The sequence below is a fragment of the Jannaschia sp. 2305UL9-9 genome (assembly GCF_041403465.1).
In the GTDB taxonomy this organism is placed as follows: Bacteria; Pseudomonadota; Alphaproteobacteria; order Rhodobacterales; family Rhodobacteraceae; genus Jannaschia.
Window position 1 is genome coordinate 153030 of sequence record NZ_JBGEHM010000001.1, and the last position, 16625, is coordinate 169654.

Sequence of the window (16625 nt, forward strand, 5' to 3'; positions counted from 1 at the left end):
TCCGACCTGTGCAGAACACGATCGACGTTGGAGACGTGCACGACATGCTAGCGCAACAGCCCGCCAATCAGGCAAAGCGGTCGGCGACGATTCGTCAGTTCGACCTCGGTCAGCGTTTGCATGAAGGCAAGCTCAATGGCCTTGTGGAGTTCGCGACGGAGATGACGGGATGCCCGGTCGCCCTCGTGTCCATCGTGCACGAAGATGCCCAGCGGTTCGAAGCGACCTGCGGCCTCGACATGTGGGAGACGGGCCTCGATTCGGCGGTCTGCGCGCATGCGATACTTCAGGAAGAGATCCTCGAAATCCCGGACTGTCGTCTGGACCCGCGGACACGGGACAATCCCCTCGTTCTGTCCGAGGAACATCAGCTGCGGTTCTACGCCGGCGCGCAGATCCGCACCGAAGACGGAATCGTCCTCGGGTCGCTGTGCGTGCTCGACCGGGTGCCGCGCGTTCTGACCGACCTGCAGCGACGCACACTGCGCCTTCTGGCCGATCAGGCGATGCGGATGCTGGAGCTGTATCAGGCGGTCCAGAATGCCGACCACCTGCGGCGCGAAGCCGACCACCGGGTCAAGAATTCGCTCGCCAGTATTGCCGCCGTGGCGCGTCTGACTGCGTCGCGCGCCAAGAACGAGGAAACGCGCGAGGCCCTGCAACAGGTGCAGGCCCGGATCGAGGCGACATCGCGCCTGCATGCGGAACTGTACAATCAGGATGTGGGCGAACAGGATATCGAGGTATCCGGCTATCTCGAGGGGATCGCCGGGCATCTGCGCGACATCGCGCCCCCGGACGTGACTTTGAAGCAGACCTTCGCGCAGATGCGCATGCCAAGCCGGGCGATGGCCGCGCTTGGGTTGTTGGTCAATGAAATGGTCAGCAATGCCTACAAGCACGGATATCCCGACGGCAGGCCCGGCAAGATCCTTCTGACCGCGGGTCCAATCGGGCAGGATACCTATGTCCTGCGCTGCTCGGACGACGGCATCGGCCCGTCGGACGAGGTGACCGCGTCGGGGCTGGGCAGCCTGTTGATGAAGGCATCGGCGACGCAGCTGGGCGGGGTCCTGACCCAAGGGGCGCGCAAGGATGGAACCGGGTTCGAGGTTCAGGTGTCGATGCCGGCCCCGAAGGACTAGGTCGCATGTGCGGGCGATATGCCCTGACGCTGCCGCATGATGCGATGGCACAGGTCTTTTCGGCCGCTCCGGCAAACGACCTGCCGATCGGACCGCGATGGAACATCTGTCCGACGACGCAGGTGCCCGTCGTGCGCGGGGGCAACGGGGGGCGGGCGCTGGTGTCGATGCGTTGGGGGTTCCTGCCCACATGGTATGATACGCCGACGGCAGGCCCGTTGCTGATCAATGCGCGGGCCGAGACGATCGCACGGAAACCCGCGTTCCGCGACGCCTGTCGCAGCCGCCGTTGCCTGATCCCGGCGACCGGGTTCTACGAATGGACGAAGACCGCCGAGGGAACGCGCCTGCCGTGGTATTTCCACGATCCGTCCGGCGCGCCGCTGGTGTTTGCGGGCATCTGGCAGGATTGGGGGCCGGACCGTTTCGCGACCTGTGCCATCGTCAGCTGCGCCGCCGGTCCGACCATGGCCGAGGTCCATCACCGCGAGCCTGTGACCCTTGCGCCGTCGGACTGGGCGCTCTGGCTGGGAGAGGGCGAGGGCAAGGCCGCCCCCCTGATGCGGGCTGCGCCGCCAGACAGGATCGTCCGGTACAGGGTGGCGCGCGCCGTCAATTCGAGCCGTGCCGAAGGGCCCGAACTGATCGACCCGCTGGTGGATGATGGGGATAAGTGATCCTGAACATGGTGCGACCCGCGCAATTGGGCACGGGCCGACCAGTCTTGGGAGAGAGGGCAACTGACCCGACCGGGGGATCGCAAGGGGGGAGATTGATCAACCCCGCGCCGGATCGTCGCCTTGGGATCAGCGTTATCGTTGAAATGTGGCCCGATTGGGGCAGGGTGACGGCAATCTCGCGGTAATCGGCCCTCGTCGGGCCGATTGTTTCTTTTCTGGCACCCGGGCGCAGCCGTCAGCGCAGGTCGGGCGGCGTCGCTTCGGCGCCGAGGTCGGTGACCACGGTATCGAGATCAATGACCTGAGTTGCCTTTTCGCCAAGGCGGCGCAGGGTGACGGTGCGCTTTTCCACCTCCTGCTTGCCGATGGCGAGGATGACGGGAACCTTGCCGAGGCTGTGTTCGCGGACCTTGTAGTTGATCTTTTCGTTGCGCGTATCCGCCTCGGCCCGCACGCCGGCCTTGGTCAGGGCGGCGACGACTTCGGCGACATAGTCATCCGCCTCGGACACGATGGAGGCCACGACGACCTGACGCGGGGCCAGCCAGAACGGCAGCTTGCCGGCGGAGTTCTCGATCAAGATGCCGATGAACCGTTCGAACGACCCGAGGCAGGCGCGGTGCAGCATGTAGGGACGATGCTTGTTGCCATCCTCGGCCACGTAGGACGCGCCGAGGCGTTCGGGAAGGTTCGGGTCGACCTGGAAGGTGCCGCATTGCCAGACGCGCCCGATGGCATCGGTCAGGTAGAAGTCGAGCTTCGGGCCGTAGAAGGCGCCGTCGCCTTCCTCGATCCGGTAGGGGGCGCCGACCGTCTTGATCGCCGACTCGAGCGCGTTTTCCACGTGGTCCCAGCTCTCGTCGCTGCCAACCCGCTTTTCGGGACGGGTGGCAAAGGCGATGTCGAAGCTTTCGAACCCCAGATCCTCGTAGACCGAGGACAGGAAGCGGATGAACTTGGCGCATTCCGCCTCGATCTGCTCCTCGGTGCAGAAGATGTGCGCGTCGTCCTGCGTGAACCCGCGCACCCGCATGATCCCGTGCAGCGCGCCCGAGGGTTCGTAGCGCGAGCAGGAGCCGAATTCGGCCATGCGCAGCGGCAGGTCGCGATAGGATTTCAGGCCCTGGTTGTAGACCTGCACGTGGCAGGGACAGTTCATCGGCTTCAGCGCGTTGATCGCCTTTTCGCGGGCGTGATCCTCGTCCACTTCGACGATGAACATGTGGTCCTGATACTTGTCCCAGTGGCCCGATGCTTCCCACAGCTTGCGGTCGACGACCTGCGGGGTGTTCACCTCGACATAGCCGTCGGCACGCTGCTTGCGGCGCATGAAGTCCTGCAGCGTCGTGTAGATCGTCCAGCCGTTCGGGTGCCAGAAAACCTGACCCGGCGCCTCTTCCTGCATGTGATAGAGGTCCATTTCGCGGCCCAGGCGGCGGTGGTCACGGGCCTCTGCCTCCTCCAGAAACTTGAGGTGGGCCTTGAGGTCGTCGCGATTGCGGAAGGCGATGCCGTAGATGCGCTGCAACTGCGGCCGCGTGCTGTCGCCCAGCCAGTAGGCCGAGGACACGCGGGTCAGCTTGAAACCATCCGCCGGGATCTGCCCGGTGTGCTGCAGGTGCGGGCCACGGCACAGATCCTGCCAATCCCCGTGCCAGTACATGCGGATCGGCTCGTCACCCGGAATACGGTCCAGAAGCTCGACCTTGAACGGCTCGCCCGCATCCTCGTAGTGCTTGCGCGCGCGGGCGCGGTCCCACACCTCGGTGCGGACGGTGTCGCGGGCGGCGATGATCTGCTTCATCTTGGCTTCGATCTGGCCAAGGTCTTCGGGGGTGAAGGGTTCGGCCCGGTCGAAGTCGTAGAACCAGCCATAATCGCGCACGGGGCCAATGGTGACCTTCACGTCGGGCCAGATCTCCTGCACGGCGCGGGCCATGACGTGGGCGAGGTCATGACGGATCAGCTCCAGCGCCGGTTCTTCGTCCTGCATCGTGTTGATCGCGATCTTCGCGTCGGCCTCGATGGGCCAGGCCAGATCATGGTGCGCGCCGTTCACGGTCGCGGAAATGGCCTTTTTCGATAGCGATTTGGAGATGCTCTCGGCCACCTCTGCGGGCGTCGTGCCTGCGGGAACGTCGCGCGAATTGCCATCGGGAAAGGTGAGAGTGATCTGGGACATGCCGTGTCCTCCGTCGTTTTGGCGCCCACGGAACGCCCGGTTGCGGGTTATGTGTGGCGCGCTTTTGACGACCGGGTTGATCCGCGTCAAGGCGCAGCTGTCGAAGCCGTGGTCACTATCGCCCCGTCACTGCAGGAGGGCGACGCGATGAAGACGATTTTGGTGGCAACCGATCTTAGCCCACGGTCCGACCGGGCGGTCCTGCGGGCCGCGCATCTGGCCAGGGAATCGAATGCGGATCTGCGGATCGTACATGTGATCGACGACGATGTGCCGGCCGCCGTGCTTCAGACACGGACGGAGGAGGCGGAGCGACTGCTCTCCGCGATGATCGCGGACAGCGCGCTGCTGACGGATCTCGGGCCGGCGGTTTCGGTCGAGGCGGGGCATATCGAACGTCTGCTGCCCCGGATGACGTCGGAAGGCGGAATCGATCTGCTGGTGCTTGGCAGCCATCGCAACAGGGGATTGTCGGAACTTCTGGGCGCCCCGACGTTGTCGCGTCTGCTGCGCGGGGTGACCGTTCCGGTGCTGATTGCCATCGGGCGGCCGGAGGAGGCATATGCCACCGTCTCCGTCGGCTGGGACTTTTCGCCTGCCGGCGAGGCCGCGCTGACCCATGCGCGGGCCGTTGCGCCGACCGCCGAGATCACCCTCGTCAACGCGTGGCAGGAGGTTGCGACGGGCGCCCCCTATGCCTTCGAGACGGGCGGTTTCCTGTCGACCGACGCGATCGACGACATGCGGTCGGAGATGATGCGCGCCGCAGCCACCCACCGGGGCGAGGCGTCCGCCAGTCTCGGGGCCGAAGTTGGCATCGGCCCGGCCGCTGTCGTCCTGCGCCGGCGTGCCGAAACGGGCGAGGCTGACCTGTTGGCCATGGGGCGCCACGCCCGTGCGGGGCTTGCACGTCTGCTCCTGGGGTCGACGGCCGAGGACGTGGCGCTGTCGGCGACCTGCGACGTGCTGATCGCGCCGGCGATCTGACGGCTCAGAGATCGCGCGCCCGGCGGACCAGACGTTCACCGGGCAGATCCTCGCCCAGCGTCAGCAGCCGCGCCTCGCGCGCGAAGGCATCGACGAGGTCATCGTAGAACCCGCGCCGCCCGCCGGTCAGGGCGCCGATGGCCTGGCCGCTTCTGGTTTCGCGTGCGGCGCCTGCGGTCACCGTGATCGGAATGGACGCACGCAGGCCCCCGGAGGGATCGATCAGGCGCAACGTCCCGGACAGGCGGCTCTGGCCCCGGCCCGTCGCCGTCGCCGTGCCGCCGACAACATCCAGCACCGCGATCTCGGCCTGAGCGGTCCAGCCCGATGGATCGACGACATCCGAGAATTCCCGCCGCATGGCGCCCGACAGGTCCGGCACGAGGCGGTTGCGGAAATCGGGGCCTCCGTTGCGGAAATCCGCACCCTCCGTCGCGACCGGAAATGCTGCGATCCGCAGGGCGCGTCGTTCGTCACGGGTCAGGGCGGTTCCGGTCGGCCCGCCACAGGCCGAGGCGAGGGCCATGAGGGCCAGCGACGTGAACATTCGTCTGTGCATGGTGTTTCCTTCTTGCAGGTCGCACGACCTTACCGGCCGGGGGCTGATCACGGCAAGGGTCGGGGCCGCCACGGGGCTTTCCATCCTGTTCAACCCGTGAAATAGGAAACCGCCAACCGAACCCACCTTCCGGAGAGACCCGATGGAGATTCGCGAGGCCCTGACCTTCGATGACGTTTTGCTCGTTCCAGCCGAGAGCCAGGTCCTGCCGGGCACGGCAGACACGCGCACCAAAGTGACGAAATCGATCGCCCTGAACATTCCGCTGCTGTCCTCGGCGATGGATACCGTGACCGAGGCGAGAATGGCCATAGCCATGGCGCAGGCCGGCGGAATGGGCGTCATCCACCGCAATCTGGACATCGACCAGCAGCAGAAGGAAGTGCGCCGCGTCAAACGGTTCGAAAGCGGCGTGGTCTACAACCCCGTCACCCTGACCCCGGACCAGACGCTGGCCGATGCCAAGGCCTTGCAGGACCGCTACCGGGTCACGGGGTTCCCCGTGGTGCGCGACGGTCGGGTCGTCGGCATCGTGACCAACCGCGACATGCGCTTTGCCACGGATGATGCGACGCCTGTCCACGCGATGATGACGTCAGACAACCTCGCCATCATGCAGGAACCGGTAGACACCGCCGAGGCGCGCAGCCTGATGCAGGCCCGCCGGATCGAGAAACTGCTGGTCGTGAACGGCGAAGGCAAGCTGACCGGCCTGATGACCATCAAGGATCTGGAGCAATCGGTCCTGAACCCGCAGGCCTGCAAGGATCATCTGGGGCGTCTGCGCGTGGCCGCTGCGACGACGGTCGGCGATGCCGGGTTCGAACGCTCCGAGGCGTTGATCGATGCGGGGTGCGACCTGATCGTGGTCGATACCGCGCATGGCCATTCCGAAGGTGTCGGCATTGCCGTGGATCGTATCAAGCGGCTGTCGAACACGGTGCAGGTGGTTGCCGGCAACGTGGCCACCGCCGAAGGGACGCGCGCCCTGATCGGTGCGGGGGCGGATGCGGTCAAGGTCGGTATCGGGCCGGGATCGATCTGTACCACGCGGATCGTGGCCGGGGTCGGCGTGCCGCAGCTGACGGCGATCATGGATGCGGCGAGCGCGGCAGGCGACGTGCCGGTCATCGCGGACGGCGGCATCAAGTATTCGGGCGATTTCGCCAAGGCCATCGCCGCGGGCGCGTCCTGCGCAATGGTCGGGAGCATGATCGCGGGCACCGACGAAAGCCCCGGTGAGGTCATCCTGTACCAGGGACGGTCGTTCAAATCCTACCGCGGGATGGGGTCGATGGCCGCCATGGCGCGGGGATCGGCGGATCGCTACTTCCAGAAGGACGCGGCCAGCGACAAATTGGTCCCCGAGGGGATCGAGGGCCAGGTCGCCTACAAGGGCAGCGCGGGGCAGGTCATCCATCAGCTGGTTGGCGGTCTGCGGGCGGCGATGGGGTATACCGGCTGTGCCACCGTCGATGCGATGCGGGGCGGGTGCCGGTTCGTCAGGATCACCGGCGCCGGCCTGAGCGAGAGCCACGTCCACGACGTGCAGATCACCCGGGAATCCCCGAACTACCGGGCAAGCTGACCGATGGTCGGGGCGTTTTTCGCACGGTCTGTCGGCGAGTCGGGTTTCACGGCTCTCGGGGCGCGCGCATGACGCCCGGTGCACGGGTTCAGGCCGCGATCGAAGTTCTCGATCAGGTCCTTGCCGGTTCGGCCGCCGAACGGGAATTGACGGCCTGGGCACGGGGCAGCCGCTACGCAGGTTCCCGCGACCGGGCGGCCGTGCGTGACCACGTCTTTGATGCGTTGCGACGCCTGCGGTCGTCGGCCTGGGCCGGTGGTCTCGGCGATGTCCCAATGGAGCAGATGACGGGCAGGGCGGTCATGGCGGGTCTTCTGTCGGGGCAGGGCGAGGACCTTGGTCAGCTGTTCACCGGCGAGGGGCACGCCCCGGCACCCCTGTCCGAAATGCCCGCCCCGGGCAGGGCGCCGGATACCGTTGCATTGGATTGTCCGGACTGGCTCTGGCCACTGGCGCAGGCCAGCCTCGGGGATGGGGCGACCGCGATCTTCGAGGCGTTGCGCGACCGCGCGCCGGTGACCTTGCGCGCCAACTCTGCCCGCGTAACGCGCGCCGCCCTGATTGCGCGCCTCGCGGGTGAAGGCGTGGAGGCGACGCCGCACCCGCTTTCGCAGACGGCCGTCATCGTCACCGGCAAGACGCGTGGTCTGACCCTTCTGGACAGCTTCGTGGATGGCCTTTTCGAGCTTCAGGATGCCGGGTCGCAAGCCTTGGTGGATCGCGTGCCCGCCGCGTCCGGCGAGGCGATCCTCGACCTTTGCGCAGGCGGTGGTGGCAAGGCGCTGGCCCTTGCGGCGCGGGTCGATGCCGATATTTCCGTGCACGACATCGACGCTGCGCGGATGCGGGATGTGCCGACCCGTGCCGAACGCGCAGGCGCACGGATCAAGGTGCTGACGACGCTCGACCGCAAGACGCGGTTCGACGGCGTCGTGGCGGATGTCCCCTGCAGCGGGTCGGGCAGCTGGCGCCGCGCACCAGAGGCGAAATGGCGCCTGACGCCCGCACGTCTGCAGGAACTGACGGCGTTGCAGGCGCAGATCCTGGACCGGGCGATCGACCTGACGAAACCCGGCGGATGGACGGCCTATATGACCTGTTCGCTCCTGGCCGGGGAAAATGCGGACATCGTCGATGCAGTTCTCTCGCGTCGGGGGGACGTCAGCCTGGTTCAGCGGTGGCAATGTTCGCCGCTTGACGGTGCCGACGGCTTCCACTTGTCGGTTCTGCGCCGCAACTGATCAGGGCGCCATCCGGATGCCCTGTCAGCCCCAGAAAAGTTAAGGGTGCTTTAACCATTCTGCCGGATAGACTGGACCACGAATCTCAGGCGACGGGGGCAGGTCCGACCTCCGCGGGGGCGAACGACTTGGTGCATGCGACCTTCACGGCGCGACAATTGCGTATGGGCACGGCGGTCTTCCTGGTCGTTGCATTCGCCGCCCTGATCGGCGCGTTCGCGGCGGAGGTGGCATCGACGCGGATCGTCCTGTTTGCCTCGGCCGCTGCCCTGATGACGATCGCGATCTCGCTGGAGATTACGCACAAGGTCATGGCGGTGGTGGCGCGCAATCGGTTGTCCGTCGTGATGGAATTTCTCGACCACGATTCCGCGCCGGGTTTCTGCACCGATGACACGGGCGCGATCTATGCGCAGAACCGCGCGGCGACGGACCGGTTCGGTCCGCAAAAGCGCAAGCCCATGACGCGGGCCTTCGAAAGCCTGTTCGCCAATCCGGATGCCGTCGTTCATCGCCTGCGGACGATGGCCGAGACCGAGACCTCGGCACGCGAAGATGTCGTGACCAAGCGCGGCCATGTGCGCGTCGCCGTGAACCGCATTCCGGGCGGATATCTTTGGCGGTTGGAGGATCTTCTGGACCGGCCCAAGCGATCCGCCGATGGGATCGGCCTGCCGACCCTGACCTTCGGTCCGAGTGGCACGATCCTATTCATGAACGAGGTTCTGAGGTCACAGGTCGGTCGACGTGCGAAACGTCTGCGCGACGTGTTCGAGGAACTGCCCCTCAAGAACGGCTACCTCAACCGGATCGACACCAAGGACGGATGGCAGACGGTTCGCATTGTCATGTCGGACGCGGTCAATGGTCGGCAGGAGGTATTCGTCCTGCCGGCAGATGACGACACCGACGGGCGTGTCGCGATGGATACGCTGCCCGTGGCCCTGCTGCGGCTCGACGCGGAAGGTTGTGTCGTGTTTGCCAACCAGTCCGCCAAGGACCTGTTGCCCGCTGCCGACTGCAAGCAGGACGGCCGGCTGGCCACCATGGTCGAAGGTCTGGGGCGATCCGTGAAGGAATGGGTCGCCGAGGCGGCGAGCGGCCGGGGCCTCTACCGGCCAGAGATCGTGCGTGTGACCGGCGTCGCGACGGAGACCTTTCTGCAGATCACACTGGGGCGACCACTTGGCGACGGCGCCGGTGGGCTGATCGCGGTGCTGAACGACGCGACCGAGTTGAAGACTATGGAGGCGCAGTTCGTCCAGAGCCAGAAGATGCAGGCCATCGGTCAGTTGGCGGGCGGCGTGGCGCATGATTTCAACAACCTTCTGACGGCGATCTCGGGCCATTGCGACCTGCTGCTCCTGCGTCACCGGGAGGGGGATGAAGATTACGCCGACCTGACGCAGATCACCCAGAACGCCAATCGGGCCGCCGCCCTCGTCGGACAGCTGCTGGCGTTTTCCCGAAAGCAGACGCTGGAGATGCAACAGGTCGACCTGCGCGACACGCTCGGGGATCTGACGCACCTGCTGAACCGTCTTGTCGGGGAACGGGTCCGATTGCGGCTTGACCATGATCCGGCCCTGATGCCGATCCGGGGGGATCGGCGACAGCTGGAGCAGGTCTTGATGAACCTTGTCGTCAACGCCCGCGACGCGATGCCGGATGGCGGCGAGATCCGGATCGAGACGCAGTGCCGCTATCTTGCCGCTCCGCTGACCCGGGACAGGGTGACCGTGCCCGCGGGGCAGTTCGTCGTCGTCACCGTCAAAGATGAAGGGGTCGGCATTCCCGACGACAAGCTTCAGCGCATCTTCGAGCCCTTCTTCACGACCAAGCGTCCGGGGGAGGGGACGGGCCTCGGCCTGTCCATGGCCTACGGGATCGTGAAGCAATCGGGCGGCTATATCTTTGCCGACAGCGTCAAGGGCGCGGGGGCCACCTTCAGCCTCTATTTCCCGGCCAATCCCGACGCGGCGCCTGCGAGGGCGGCCAATGACGGCATCCCGTCCTTCGTTCAAGCTCGTGCCGACCTGCCGAATGGAGAGGACGGCAGGCATCGCCCCCTGTCCGATGCCACCCCCAAGGGCCCCCCGAATGCGGCGCAGAACGCGGCACCGATCCGTGTCGAAGGCGACGTCGTCGATGCGCAGATCGTCGAACATTCCACCGACAACGCATTGCCCGAGACCGATATCGATGCGCGGACCGCGCGGATCATCGCCGCCGCCGAGGATGCGGTCGAAGACACGGCGCGCAGCCCTGTCGTGCTGCTCGTGGAGGATGAGGCACCGGTCCGGGCCTTTGCTTCACGCGCCCTGAAATTGCGTGGCTATACCGTACTGGAGGCCGCCAACGCCGAGGATGCGTTGGACGCGCTGGAAGACGCGAACCTCGTGGTGGATCTGTTCGTGACGGATGTGATGATGCCCGGTATGGATGGCCCGAGTTGGGTCAGGCTTGCGCTGAAGGAACGGCCCGATGTGCGGACGGTCTTCATGTCCGGCTATGCCCAGGATGCCTTGTCGGAAACGAGCATCCCGGTCCCCAATGCGGTATTCCTGCCCAAACCGTTCTCCCTGTCCGATCTGACGCGAACGGTGGAGCGTGTGCTGCATTGATCGATGGGGCCTAGCCCTTGTCGAGCAGGTCCTGCCAAAGCTTGAAATCCTTTGCGCATGCCTTCCGGAGGCGGTCTTCCATCCCGGCGGAAACGTGCAGCTGCCCCGGGGGGGACTCGTTGTGGCGTCCGAACGCTGGCAAGGGTCCGAGGCGGTTTTGAAGAAAAGACAGAAGGTCATTGGGCCGGTCATACCGGAACAGATGATCGACACCGCCTTGCAGAAACCTCGATTGCGCACCCACCTTGGCGAAATCGGGCTGCGGATCGCTCAGATAGGCTTCGAGGAACGCATCGAAGGTCATTCCACTGGTCGAATTCGCCTGCCCATCCAGCGCCGGGCGAGAGCGATAGCGGAACCAGCTGCCCAGCCAGTCGACGGGCTCGCGCATCACGGCGACAAGTTCCAGCGGCCGCCGCCCGTTCCGTTCGAAGAATGGGGCCAGTTCCTTGCGGTATTTGCCGACCGTACAGTGTTTCAGGCCCGGCGGATTGACGATTGCCGCGTCGGCCATCGGTGCGAGCGCATTCTCGAGCGCAGTCGTCCCGGTCTTCGGCACGGCCAACATGGCGAACCGGTGTTTCCAGAATATCAGCATGTGGCTCCGGGTGCCTCCGCTCAGGTAACTATAAATTAACCAAGGCTGCCTAGCGTGAGAACATCCCCGGCGGGGTTGCAAATGTTCCGCTTTTGTACCATGTATGATTGCAAGAACAAGGCATGAACAGAAACCGCGATTGCCGCTTGGGCGGCAGCATGTAACAAGGGCGGAACTGATGGCAACGGCGAACCTCCTCGAAATGGCTGAAAAACGTAACGGCGACAAACAGAAGGCCCTCGACAGCGCATTGGCGCAGATCGAGCGTCAGTTTGGCAAGGGCTCGATCATGAAACTCGGGGGCGACAATGTCCTCAAGGATATCGAGGCGACATCGACCGGATCCCTCGGTCTCGATATCGCGCTCGGCATCGGCGGGCTGCCCAAGGGCCGCATCATCGAGATCTATGGCCCGGAATCCTCGGGCAAGACGACCCTGACGCTGCACGCGATCGCGGAAGAGCAGAAGAAGGGCGGCGTCTGCGCCTTCGTCGACGCCGAACACGCGCTCGACCCGCAATACGCCCGCAAGCTCGGGGTCGATCTGGACGAACTGCTGATCTCGCAGCCCGATACCGGCGAGCAGGCGCTGGAGATCGTCGATACCCTCGTGCGCTCCGGTGCCGTCAGCCTGGTCGTCGTGGACTCGGTCGCGGCCCTGACGCCGAAATCGGAGCTGGAAGGCGACATGGGCGACAGTTCGGTCGGTGTCCATGCCCGCCTGATGAGCCAGGCCATGCGCAAGCTGACCGGTTCGATCAACCGTTCCGGGTGCATGGTGATCTTCATCAACCAGATCCGGATGAAGATCGGTGTCATGTTCGGGTCGCCCGAAACGACGACCGGGGGCAACGCGCTCAAGTTCTATGCCTCCGTCCGCCTCGACATCCGCCGCATCGGTGCGATCAAGGACCGGGACGAGGTCGTCGGCAACGCGACACGGGTCAAGGTCGTCAAGAACAAGGTGGCGCCACCGTTCAAGCAGGTTGAATTCGACATCATGTATGGCGAGGGCATCTCCAAGATGGGCGAGCTGCTCGATCTGGGCGTGAAGGCCGGCGTCGTCGACAAGTCCGGTGCCTGGTTCAGCTATGGCGACGAGCGGATCGGGCAGGGGCGCGAGAACTCCAAGCAGTTTCTGCGCGACAACCCGAACATCGCACTGGATATCGAGGACAAGATCCGCGCCGCCCACGGCCTGGACTTCCAGATGGACAAGGCGGACAAGGACGAGATCTTCGACGAATAGGTCGGGATCGGCCGGCACGGCAGCCTGTTTCGGCAACGGCCGGTGCTGCATTATCGATCTAATTGCCGGGGGGCTGCCGATAGGCGGCCCCTTTCGCGTTTCGACCACTCGACAGGCGACGGGGGCGCGTCTAGGAACGGCGCGCATCGCAAGGGGGAAACCGCATGGCCAGTCTCAACGATATCCGCTCGACATTCCTCGATTACTTCGCCGCCAACGGTCATGCCAAGGTCGACAGCTCGCCCCTCGTGCCGCGCAACGACCCGACCCTGATGTTCACGAACTCGGGCATGGTGCAGTTCAAGAACCTGTTCACGGGCGCCGAAACACGCGATTACGTGCGCGCGACCACCAGTCAGAAATGCGTGCGCGCCGGTGGCAAGCACAATGACCTCGACAATGTCGGCTATACCGCGCGGCACCACACCTTCTTCGAGATGCTGGGCAACTTCAGCTTTGGCGACTACTTCAAGGACGAGGCGATCGCCCTTGCCTGGGGCCTGATCACCAAGGAATTCGGGATCGATCCCGATCGCCTTCTGGTGACGGTCTATCATACCGATGACGAGGCTGCCTCCATCTGGAAGCGTGTGGCAGGTCTGTCGGATGACCGGATCATCCGCATCCCCACCGACGACAACTTCTGGCGGATGGGTCCGACAGGGCCTTGTGGGCCTTGCACCGAGATCTTCTATGATCACGGCGATCATATCCCCGGCGGCCCTCCGGGCAGCCCGGACGAGGACGGCGACCGGTTCATCGAGATCTGGAACCTCGTCTTCATGCAGAACGAGCAGTTCGCCGACGGCACGCTGAAGCCTCTGGACATGCAGTCGATCGATACCGGCATGGGGCTGGAACGTGTCGGTGCTCTGTTGCAGGGCAAGCACGACAACTACGATACCGACCTCATGCGCGCCCTGATCGAGGCCAGCGCACATGTCACGTCGACCGACCCGGATGGTCCGGACAATGTCCATCACCGCGTCATTGCCGATCACCTGCGGTCGACGGGGTTCCTGATCGCCGACGGTGTCATGCCATCCAACGAGGGGCGCGGATATGTCCTGCGCCGGATCATGCGCCGGGCCATGCGGCATGCGCATCAGGCAGGGGCCAAGGATACGGTCATGCACCGCCTCGTGCCCGCCCTCGTGCAGCAGATGGGACAGCATTACCCCGAACTCGTGCGCGCCAAGTCCCTGATCGAGGAAACCCTGCGCGGCGAGGAGGAGCGGTTCCGCACGACGCTGGACCGTGGTCTGCGCCTGCTGGAGGACGAGGTTTCGGCCATTCCCGCAGGCGGCGTTCTGGGCGGTGAGGCCGCGTTCAAGCTGTATGACACCTATGGGTTTCCGCTGGACCTGACGCAGGACGCCCTGCGCGAAAAGGGCCTGTCGGTCGATACCGAAGGGTTCGATGACGCGATGGCCGAGCAGAAGGCCCGCGCCCGCGCTGCATGGTCCGGCTCCGGCGAGCAGGCCGACGCCGCAATCTGGCTTGACCTTGCCGACCGCGACGGCGCGACCGAATTTCTTGGTTATGACACGGAAACCGCCGAGGGGCAGGTGTCGGCACTCGTGCGCGACGGCGCCGAGATCGAGGATGCCTCGGCTGGCGACAGCGTGACCATCGTGGTGAACCAGACGCCGTTCTACGCCGAAAGCGGCGGTCAGGTCGGGGACACGGGTACCATCACGACGTCGACCGGACGGGCCCGTGTGACCGATACCCGCAAGGCGGCCGGTGTGTTCATGCATGTCGCAAAGATCGAAGAAGGGCGCATCGCGCCGGGGCAGGCGGCCGTTCTGACCGTCGATCACGCGCGCCGGTCGGCCATCCGCGCCAACCATTCCGCGACCCACCTTCTGCATGAGGCGTTGCGCGAAGCGCTCGGCGATCATGTCGCACAGCGCGGATCGCTGAATGCCGATGACCGTCTGCGGTTCGACTTCAGCCATGGCCACGCCGTCACGCCCGAGCAGCTGGCAAAGGTCGAGGCGGACGTGAACGCCTACATCCGTCAGAACACCGAAGTCGCGACCCGCATCATGGAGCCGGATGCCGCTCGTGATCTGGGCGCCCAGGCCCTGTTCGGCGAAAAGTACGGCGACGAGGTGCGGGTCGTGTCGATGGGCACGCAGGACGGGTCCGGCAAGGGCACCGACAAGCGCACCTACTCGATCGAGCTTTGTGGCGGCACCCATGTCGCCCGCACCGGCGAAATCGGCGCATTCGTGGCCTTGGGCGATCAGGCCAGCAGTGCGGGCGTGCGGCGGATCGAGGCGCTGACCGGTCAGGCGGCAATGGATCACCTGCGCGCGCAGGACAGCCGCATGGCGGAGCTTGCCAACCTGTTCAAGGCGCAACCCGACGAGGTGGGCGCACGGGTCAAGGCCCTGATGGATGAGCGGAAGGCCCTGCAAAACGAGGTTGCACAGCTGCGCCGGGATGCCGCCATGGCACAGGGTGGCGAAGCGCGGGACATCGATGGTCTGAAGGCCGTCCTGCAGGTCATTTCCGGGGTGTCCGGCAAGGATCTCGGTCCGATGGTGGACGCGCAGAAGGCCGCGCTCGGGTCCGGTGTGGTCGTTCTGATCGCGGATACGGGGGCCAAGCCAGCGGTTGCCGCCGGTGTGACGTCCGATCTGACGGATCGCGTGTCCGCGGTCGATCTGGTCAAGGCGGCGGTCGAGGCGCTTGGCGGGCGCGGCGGTGGCGGTCGTCCCGAGATGGCACAGGGTGGCGGCGCGGACATTGCGCAGGCTGATGCGGCGCTGGCCGCGGTCGAGGCCGTGCTGCGCGGCTAGTGCGGTGTGACCTTCGAGAACAACTGCAAGACGACGACGCCCGCGATGATCAGGCCAAGGCCGATCACCGCGGGCAGGTCCAGTTTCTGTCCGAACACGATCCAGCTGATGCTGGCGATCAGGACGATCCCGAGGCCTGACCAGATGGCATAGGCGATGCCCACGGGGATCGACCGGAATGCCAGGGCCAAAAGCCAGAACGACAGGGCATAGGCCACGACGACGACCACGGCCGGAACAAGGCGCGTGAACTGTGCACTGGCCTGCAGGGCCGAAGTGCCGATGACCTCCGACACGATGGCAAGGGTCAGGAACATCCAGTCGCGCATGCTATCGCCCTACGTAGCGATCACGCCGGTGATTCACGGCAATGATGAGGTTCACGACGACCGCGCCCAGCAACGACGCCGCCACGAGCGAAGGATCGAGTACGGCAAAGGCCCCCGCAAACAGCACGAGGTCGAAGCCCAGCTGCACCCAACCGGCTTGAATGCCCGTCCGCTCCTGCAACCACAGGGCAAGGATGCCGACGCCGCCCAGTGACGCACCATGGCGAAAGATCACGATCAGCCCAAGACCCGTGATGCAGCCGGCCAGAAAGGAAGACAGCCACGGCGAGGCGACCGAGATCGTGACAAGCTGTGGCAGCAGCGTCGAGATGGTGGAAACCATCGTGACGGCGATCACGGTCTTGCCGACGAACAGGGGACCGAGGCGCAGCCAGCCAAGAACGTAGAACGGAAGGTTCAGGACGAAGAACCAGACCGCGAAGGACCAATCCGAGACATAGCTGAGCAGGACGGCAAGCCCCGCTGTCTGTCCGGTGATCAGGCTCTCTGCCGTCAGGAATTGCACCCCGAGCGCGCAAAGGGTGGTACCAAGAACGAAGGCCTGGGCGTCTTCCAGCAGGCTGTGGCGCAGGGCGCGGTGCGGTTCGGTATCTGATGCCATGGTTTCGGCGT

Annotated in this window: 13 protein-coding genes; 8 read left to right on the forward strand and 5 right to left on the reverse strand. The window is 65.3% G+C overall.

Annotated elements, in window-relative coordinates; genetic code table 11:
- Positions 1 to 44 precede the first annotated feature (44 nt).
- Positions 45 to 1145 carry a sensor histidine kinase gene (locus V6N07_RS00775; protein WP_371153307.1) on the forward strand — a complete coding sequence of 367 codons (1101 nt, stop codon included), beginning with the start codon at positions 45 to 47 and terminating at the stop codon, positions 1143 to 1145.
- Positions 1146 to 1150: 5 nt separating this feature from the next.
- Positions 1151 to 1822 (forward strand): SOS response-associated peptidase, encoded by a 672-nt coding sequence (locus V6N07_RS00780; RefSeq protein ID WP_371153308.1) that lies wholly within the window; start codon positions 1151 to 1153, stop codon positions 1820 to 1822.
- A 238-nt stretch (positions 1823 to 2060) separates the two neighbouring features.
- Here the strand turns inward: V6N07_RS00780 and thrS are convergent, their stop codons facing one another.
- The gene (thrS, locus tag V6N07_RS00785; protein WP_371153309.1) at positions 2061 to 4007 is read right to left on the reverse strand and encodes a threonine--tRNA ligase; all 1947 of its coding nucleotides are present in this window, start codon (positions 4005 to 4007) and stop codon (positions 2061 to 2063) included.
- A gap of 147 nt (positions 4008 to 4154) precedes the next feature.
- Here thrS and V6N07_RS00790 point away from each other — a divergent pair, with 147 nt between their 5' ends.
- Positions 4155 to 4994 (forward strand): universal stress protein, encoded by an 840-nt coding sequence (locus tag V6N07_RS00790; protein ID WP_371153310.1) that lies wholly within the window; start codon positions 4155 to 4157, stop codon positions 4992 to 4994.
- Between the two features lie 4 nt (positions 4995 to 4998).
- Here V6N07_RS00790 and V6N07_RS00795 read toward each other — a convergent pair whose 3' ends face one another.
- Entirely contained in the window at positions 4999 to 5553 is a 555-nt protein-coding gene (locus V6N07_RS00795) for a hypothetical protein (RefSeq protein ID WP_371153311.1), read from the reverse strand.
- A gap of 142 nt (positions 5554 to 5695) precedes the next feature.
- Here V6N07_RS00795 and guaB point away from each other — a divergent pair, with 142 nt between their 5' ends.
- The 3 genes from guaB to V6N07_RS00810 all read left to right on the forward strand — a co-directional run bounded on the left by guaB (position 5696) and on the right by V6N07_RS00810 (position 11006).
- Complete coding sequence (guaB, locus tag V6N07_RS00800; RefSeq protein ID WP_371153312.1) at positions 5696 to 7141, forward strand: IMP dehydrogenase; 1446 nt, start codon at positions 5696 to 5698, stop codon at positions 7139 to 7141.
- Between the two features lie 68 nt (positions 7142 to 7209).
- Positions 7210 to 8382, forward strand: coding sequence for an RsmB/NOP family class I SAM-dependent RNA methyltransferase (locus V6N07_RS00805; protein WP_371153313.1), 1173 nt, complete (start codon positions 7210 to 7212; stop codon positions 8380 to 8382).
- Between the two features lie 131 nt (positions 8383 to 8513).
- Positions 8514 to 11006, forward strand: a complete 2493-nt coding sequence (locus V6N07_RS00810; protein WP_371155351.1) for an ATP-binding protein — start codon at positions 8514 to 8516, stop codon at positions 11004 to 11006.
- 10 nt (positions 11007 to 11016) lie between these two features.
- Here the strand turns inward: V6N07_RS00810 and V6N07_RS00815 are convergent, their stop codons facing one another.
- Complete coding sequence (locus tag V6N07_RS00815; RefSeq protein ID WP_371153314.1) at positions 11017 to 11604, reverse strand: gamma-glutamyl kinase; 588 nt, start codon at positions 11602 to 11604, stop codon at positions 11017 to 11019.
- A gap of 178 nt (positions 11605 to 11782) precedes the next feature.
- Here V6N07_RS00815 and recA point away from each other — a divergent pair, with 178 nt between their 5' ends.
- Positions 11783 to 12853 (forward strand): recombinase RecA, encoded by a 1071-nt coding sequence (recA, locus tag V6N07_RS00820; protein ID WP_371153315.1) that lies wholly within the window; start codon positions 11783 to 11785, stop codon positions 12851 to 12853.
- A gap of 164 nt (positions 12854 to 13017) precedes the next feature.
- Positions 13018 to 15663 (forward strand): alanine--tRNA ligase, encoded by a 2646-nt coding sequence (alaS, locus tag V6N07_RS00825; protein ID WP_371153316.1) that lies wholly within the window; start codon positions 13018 to 13020, stop codon positions 15661 to 15663.
- Here the strand turns inward: alaS and V6N07_RS00830 are convergent.
- Positions 15660 to 15992, reverse strand: coding sequence for an SMR family transporter (locus V6N07_RS00830; RefSeq protein ID WP_371153317.1), 333 nt, complete (start codon positions 15990 to 15992; stop codon positions 15660 to 15662). The genes alaS and V6N07_RS00830 overlap by 4 nt on opposite strands.
- 1 nt (position 15993) lies before the next feature.
- Positions 15994 to 16614 (reverse strand): YitT family protein, encoded by a 621-nt coding sequence (locus V6N07_RS00835; RefSeq protein WP_371153318.1) that lies wholly within the window; start codon positions 16612 to 16614, stop codon positions 15994 to 15996.
- Positions 16615 to 16625 lie beyond the last annotated feature (11 nt).

Excerpts from the sequence above, each read along its gene's own strand:
- V6N07_RS00790 (WP_371153310.1), top strand. The coding sequence starts at position 4,155 with ATGAAGACGATTTTGGTGGCAACCGATCTTAGCCCACGGTCCGACCGG.
- thrS (WP_371153309.1), bottom strand. The coding sequence starts at position 4,007 with ATGTCCCAGATCACTCTCACCTTTCCCGATGGCAATTCGCGCGACGTT.
- V6N07_RS00795 (WP_371153311.1), bottom strand. The coding sequence starts at position 5,553 with ATGCACAGACGAATGTTCACGTCGCTGGCCCTCATGGCCCTCGCCTCG.
- V6N07_RS00805 (WP_371153313.1), top strand. The coding sequence starts at position 7,210 with ATGACGCCCGGTGCACGGGTTCAGGCCGCGATCGAAGTTCTCGATCAG.
- V6N07_RS00815 (WP_371153314.1), bottom strand. The coding sequence starts at position 11,604 with ATGCTGATATTCTGGAAACACCGGTTCGCCATGTTGGCCGTGCCGAAG.
- alaS (WP_371153316.1), top strand. The coding sequence starts at position 13,018 with ATGGCCAGTCTCAACGATATCCGCTCGACATTCCTCGATTACTTCGCC.
- V6N07_RS00780 (WP_371153308.1), top strand. The coding sequence starts at position 1,151 with ATGTGCGGGCGATATGCCCTGACGCTGCCGCATGATGCGATGGCACAG.
- recA (WP_371153315.1), top strand. The coding sequence starts at position 11,783 with ATGGCAACGGCGAACCTCCTCGAAATGGCTGAAAAACGTAACGGCGAC.
- V6N07_RS00835 (WP_371153318.1), bottom strand. The coding sequence starts at position 16,614 with ATGGCATCAGATACCGAACCGCACCGCGCCCTGCGCCACAGCCTGCTG.
- guaB (WP_371153312.1), top strand. The coding sequence starts at position 5,696 with ATGGAGATTCGCGAGGCCCTGACCTTCGATGACGTTTTGCTCGTTCCA.
- V6N07_RS00830 (WP_371153317.1), bottom strand. The coding sequence starts at position 15,992 with ATGCGCGACTGGATGTTCCTGACCCTTGCCATCGTGTCGGAGGTCATC.
- V6N07_RS00775 (WP_371153307.1), top strand. The coding sequence starts at position 45 with ATGCTAGCGCAACAGCCCGCCAATCAGGCAAAGCGGTCGGCGACGATT.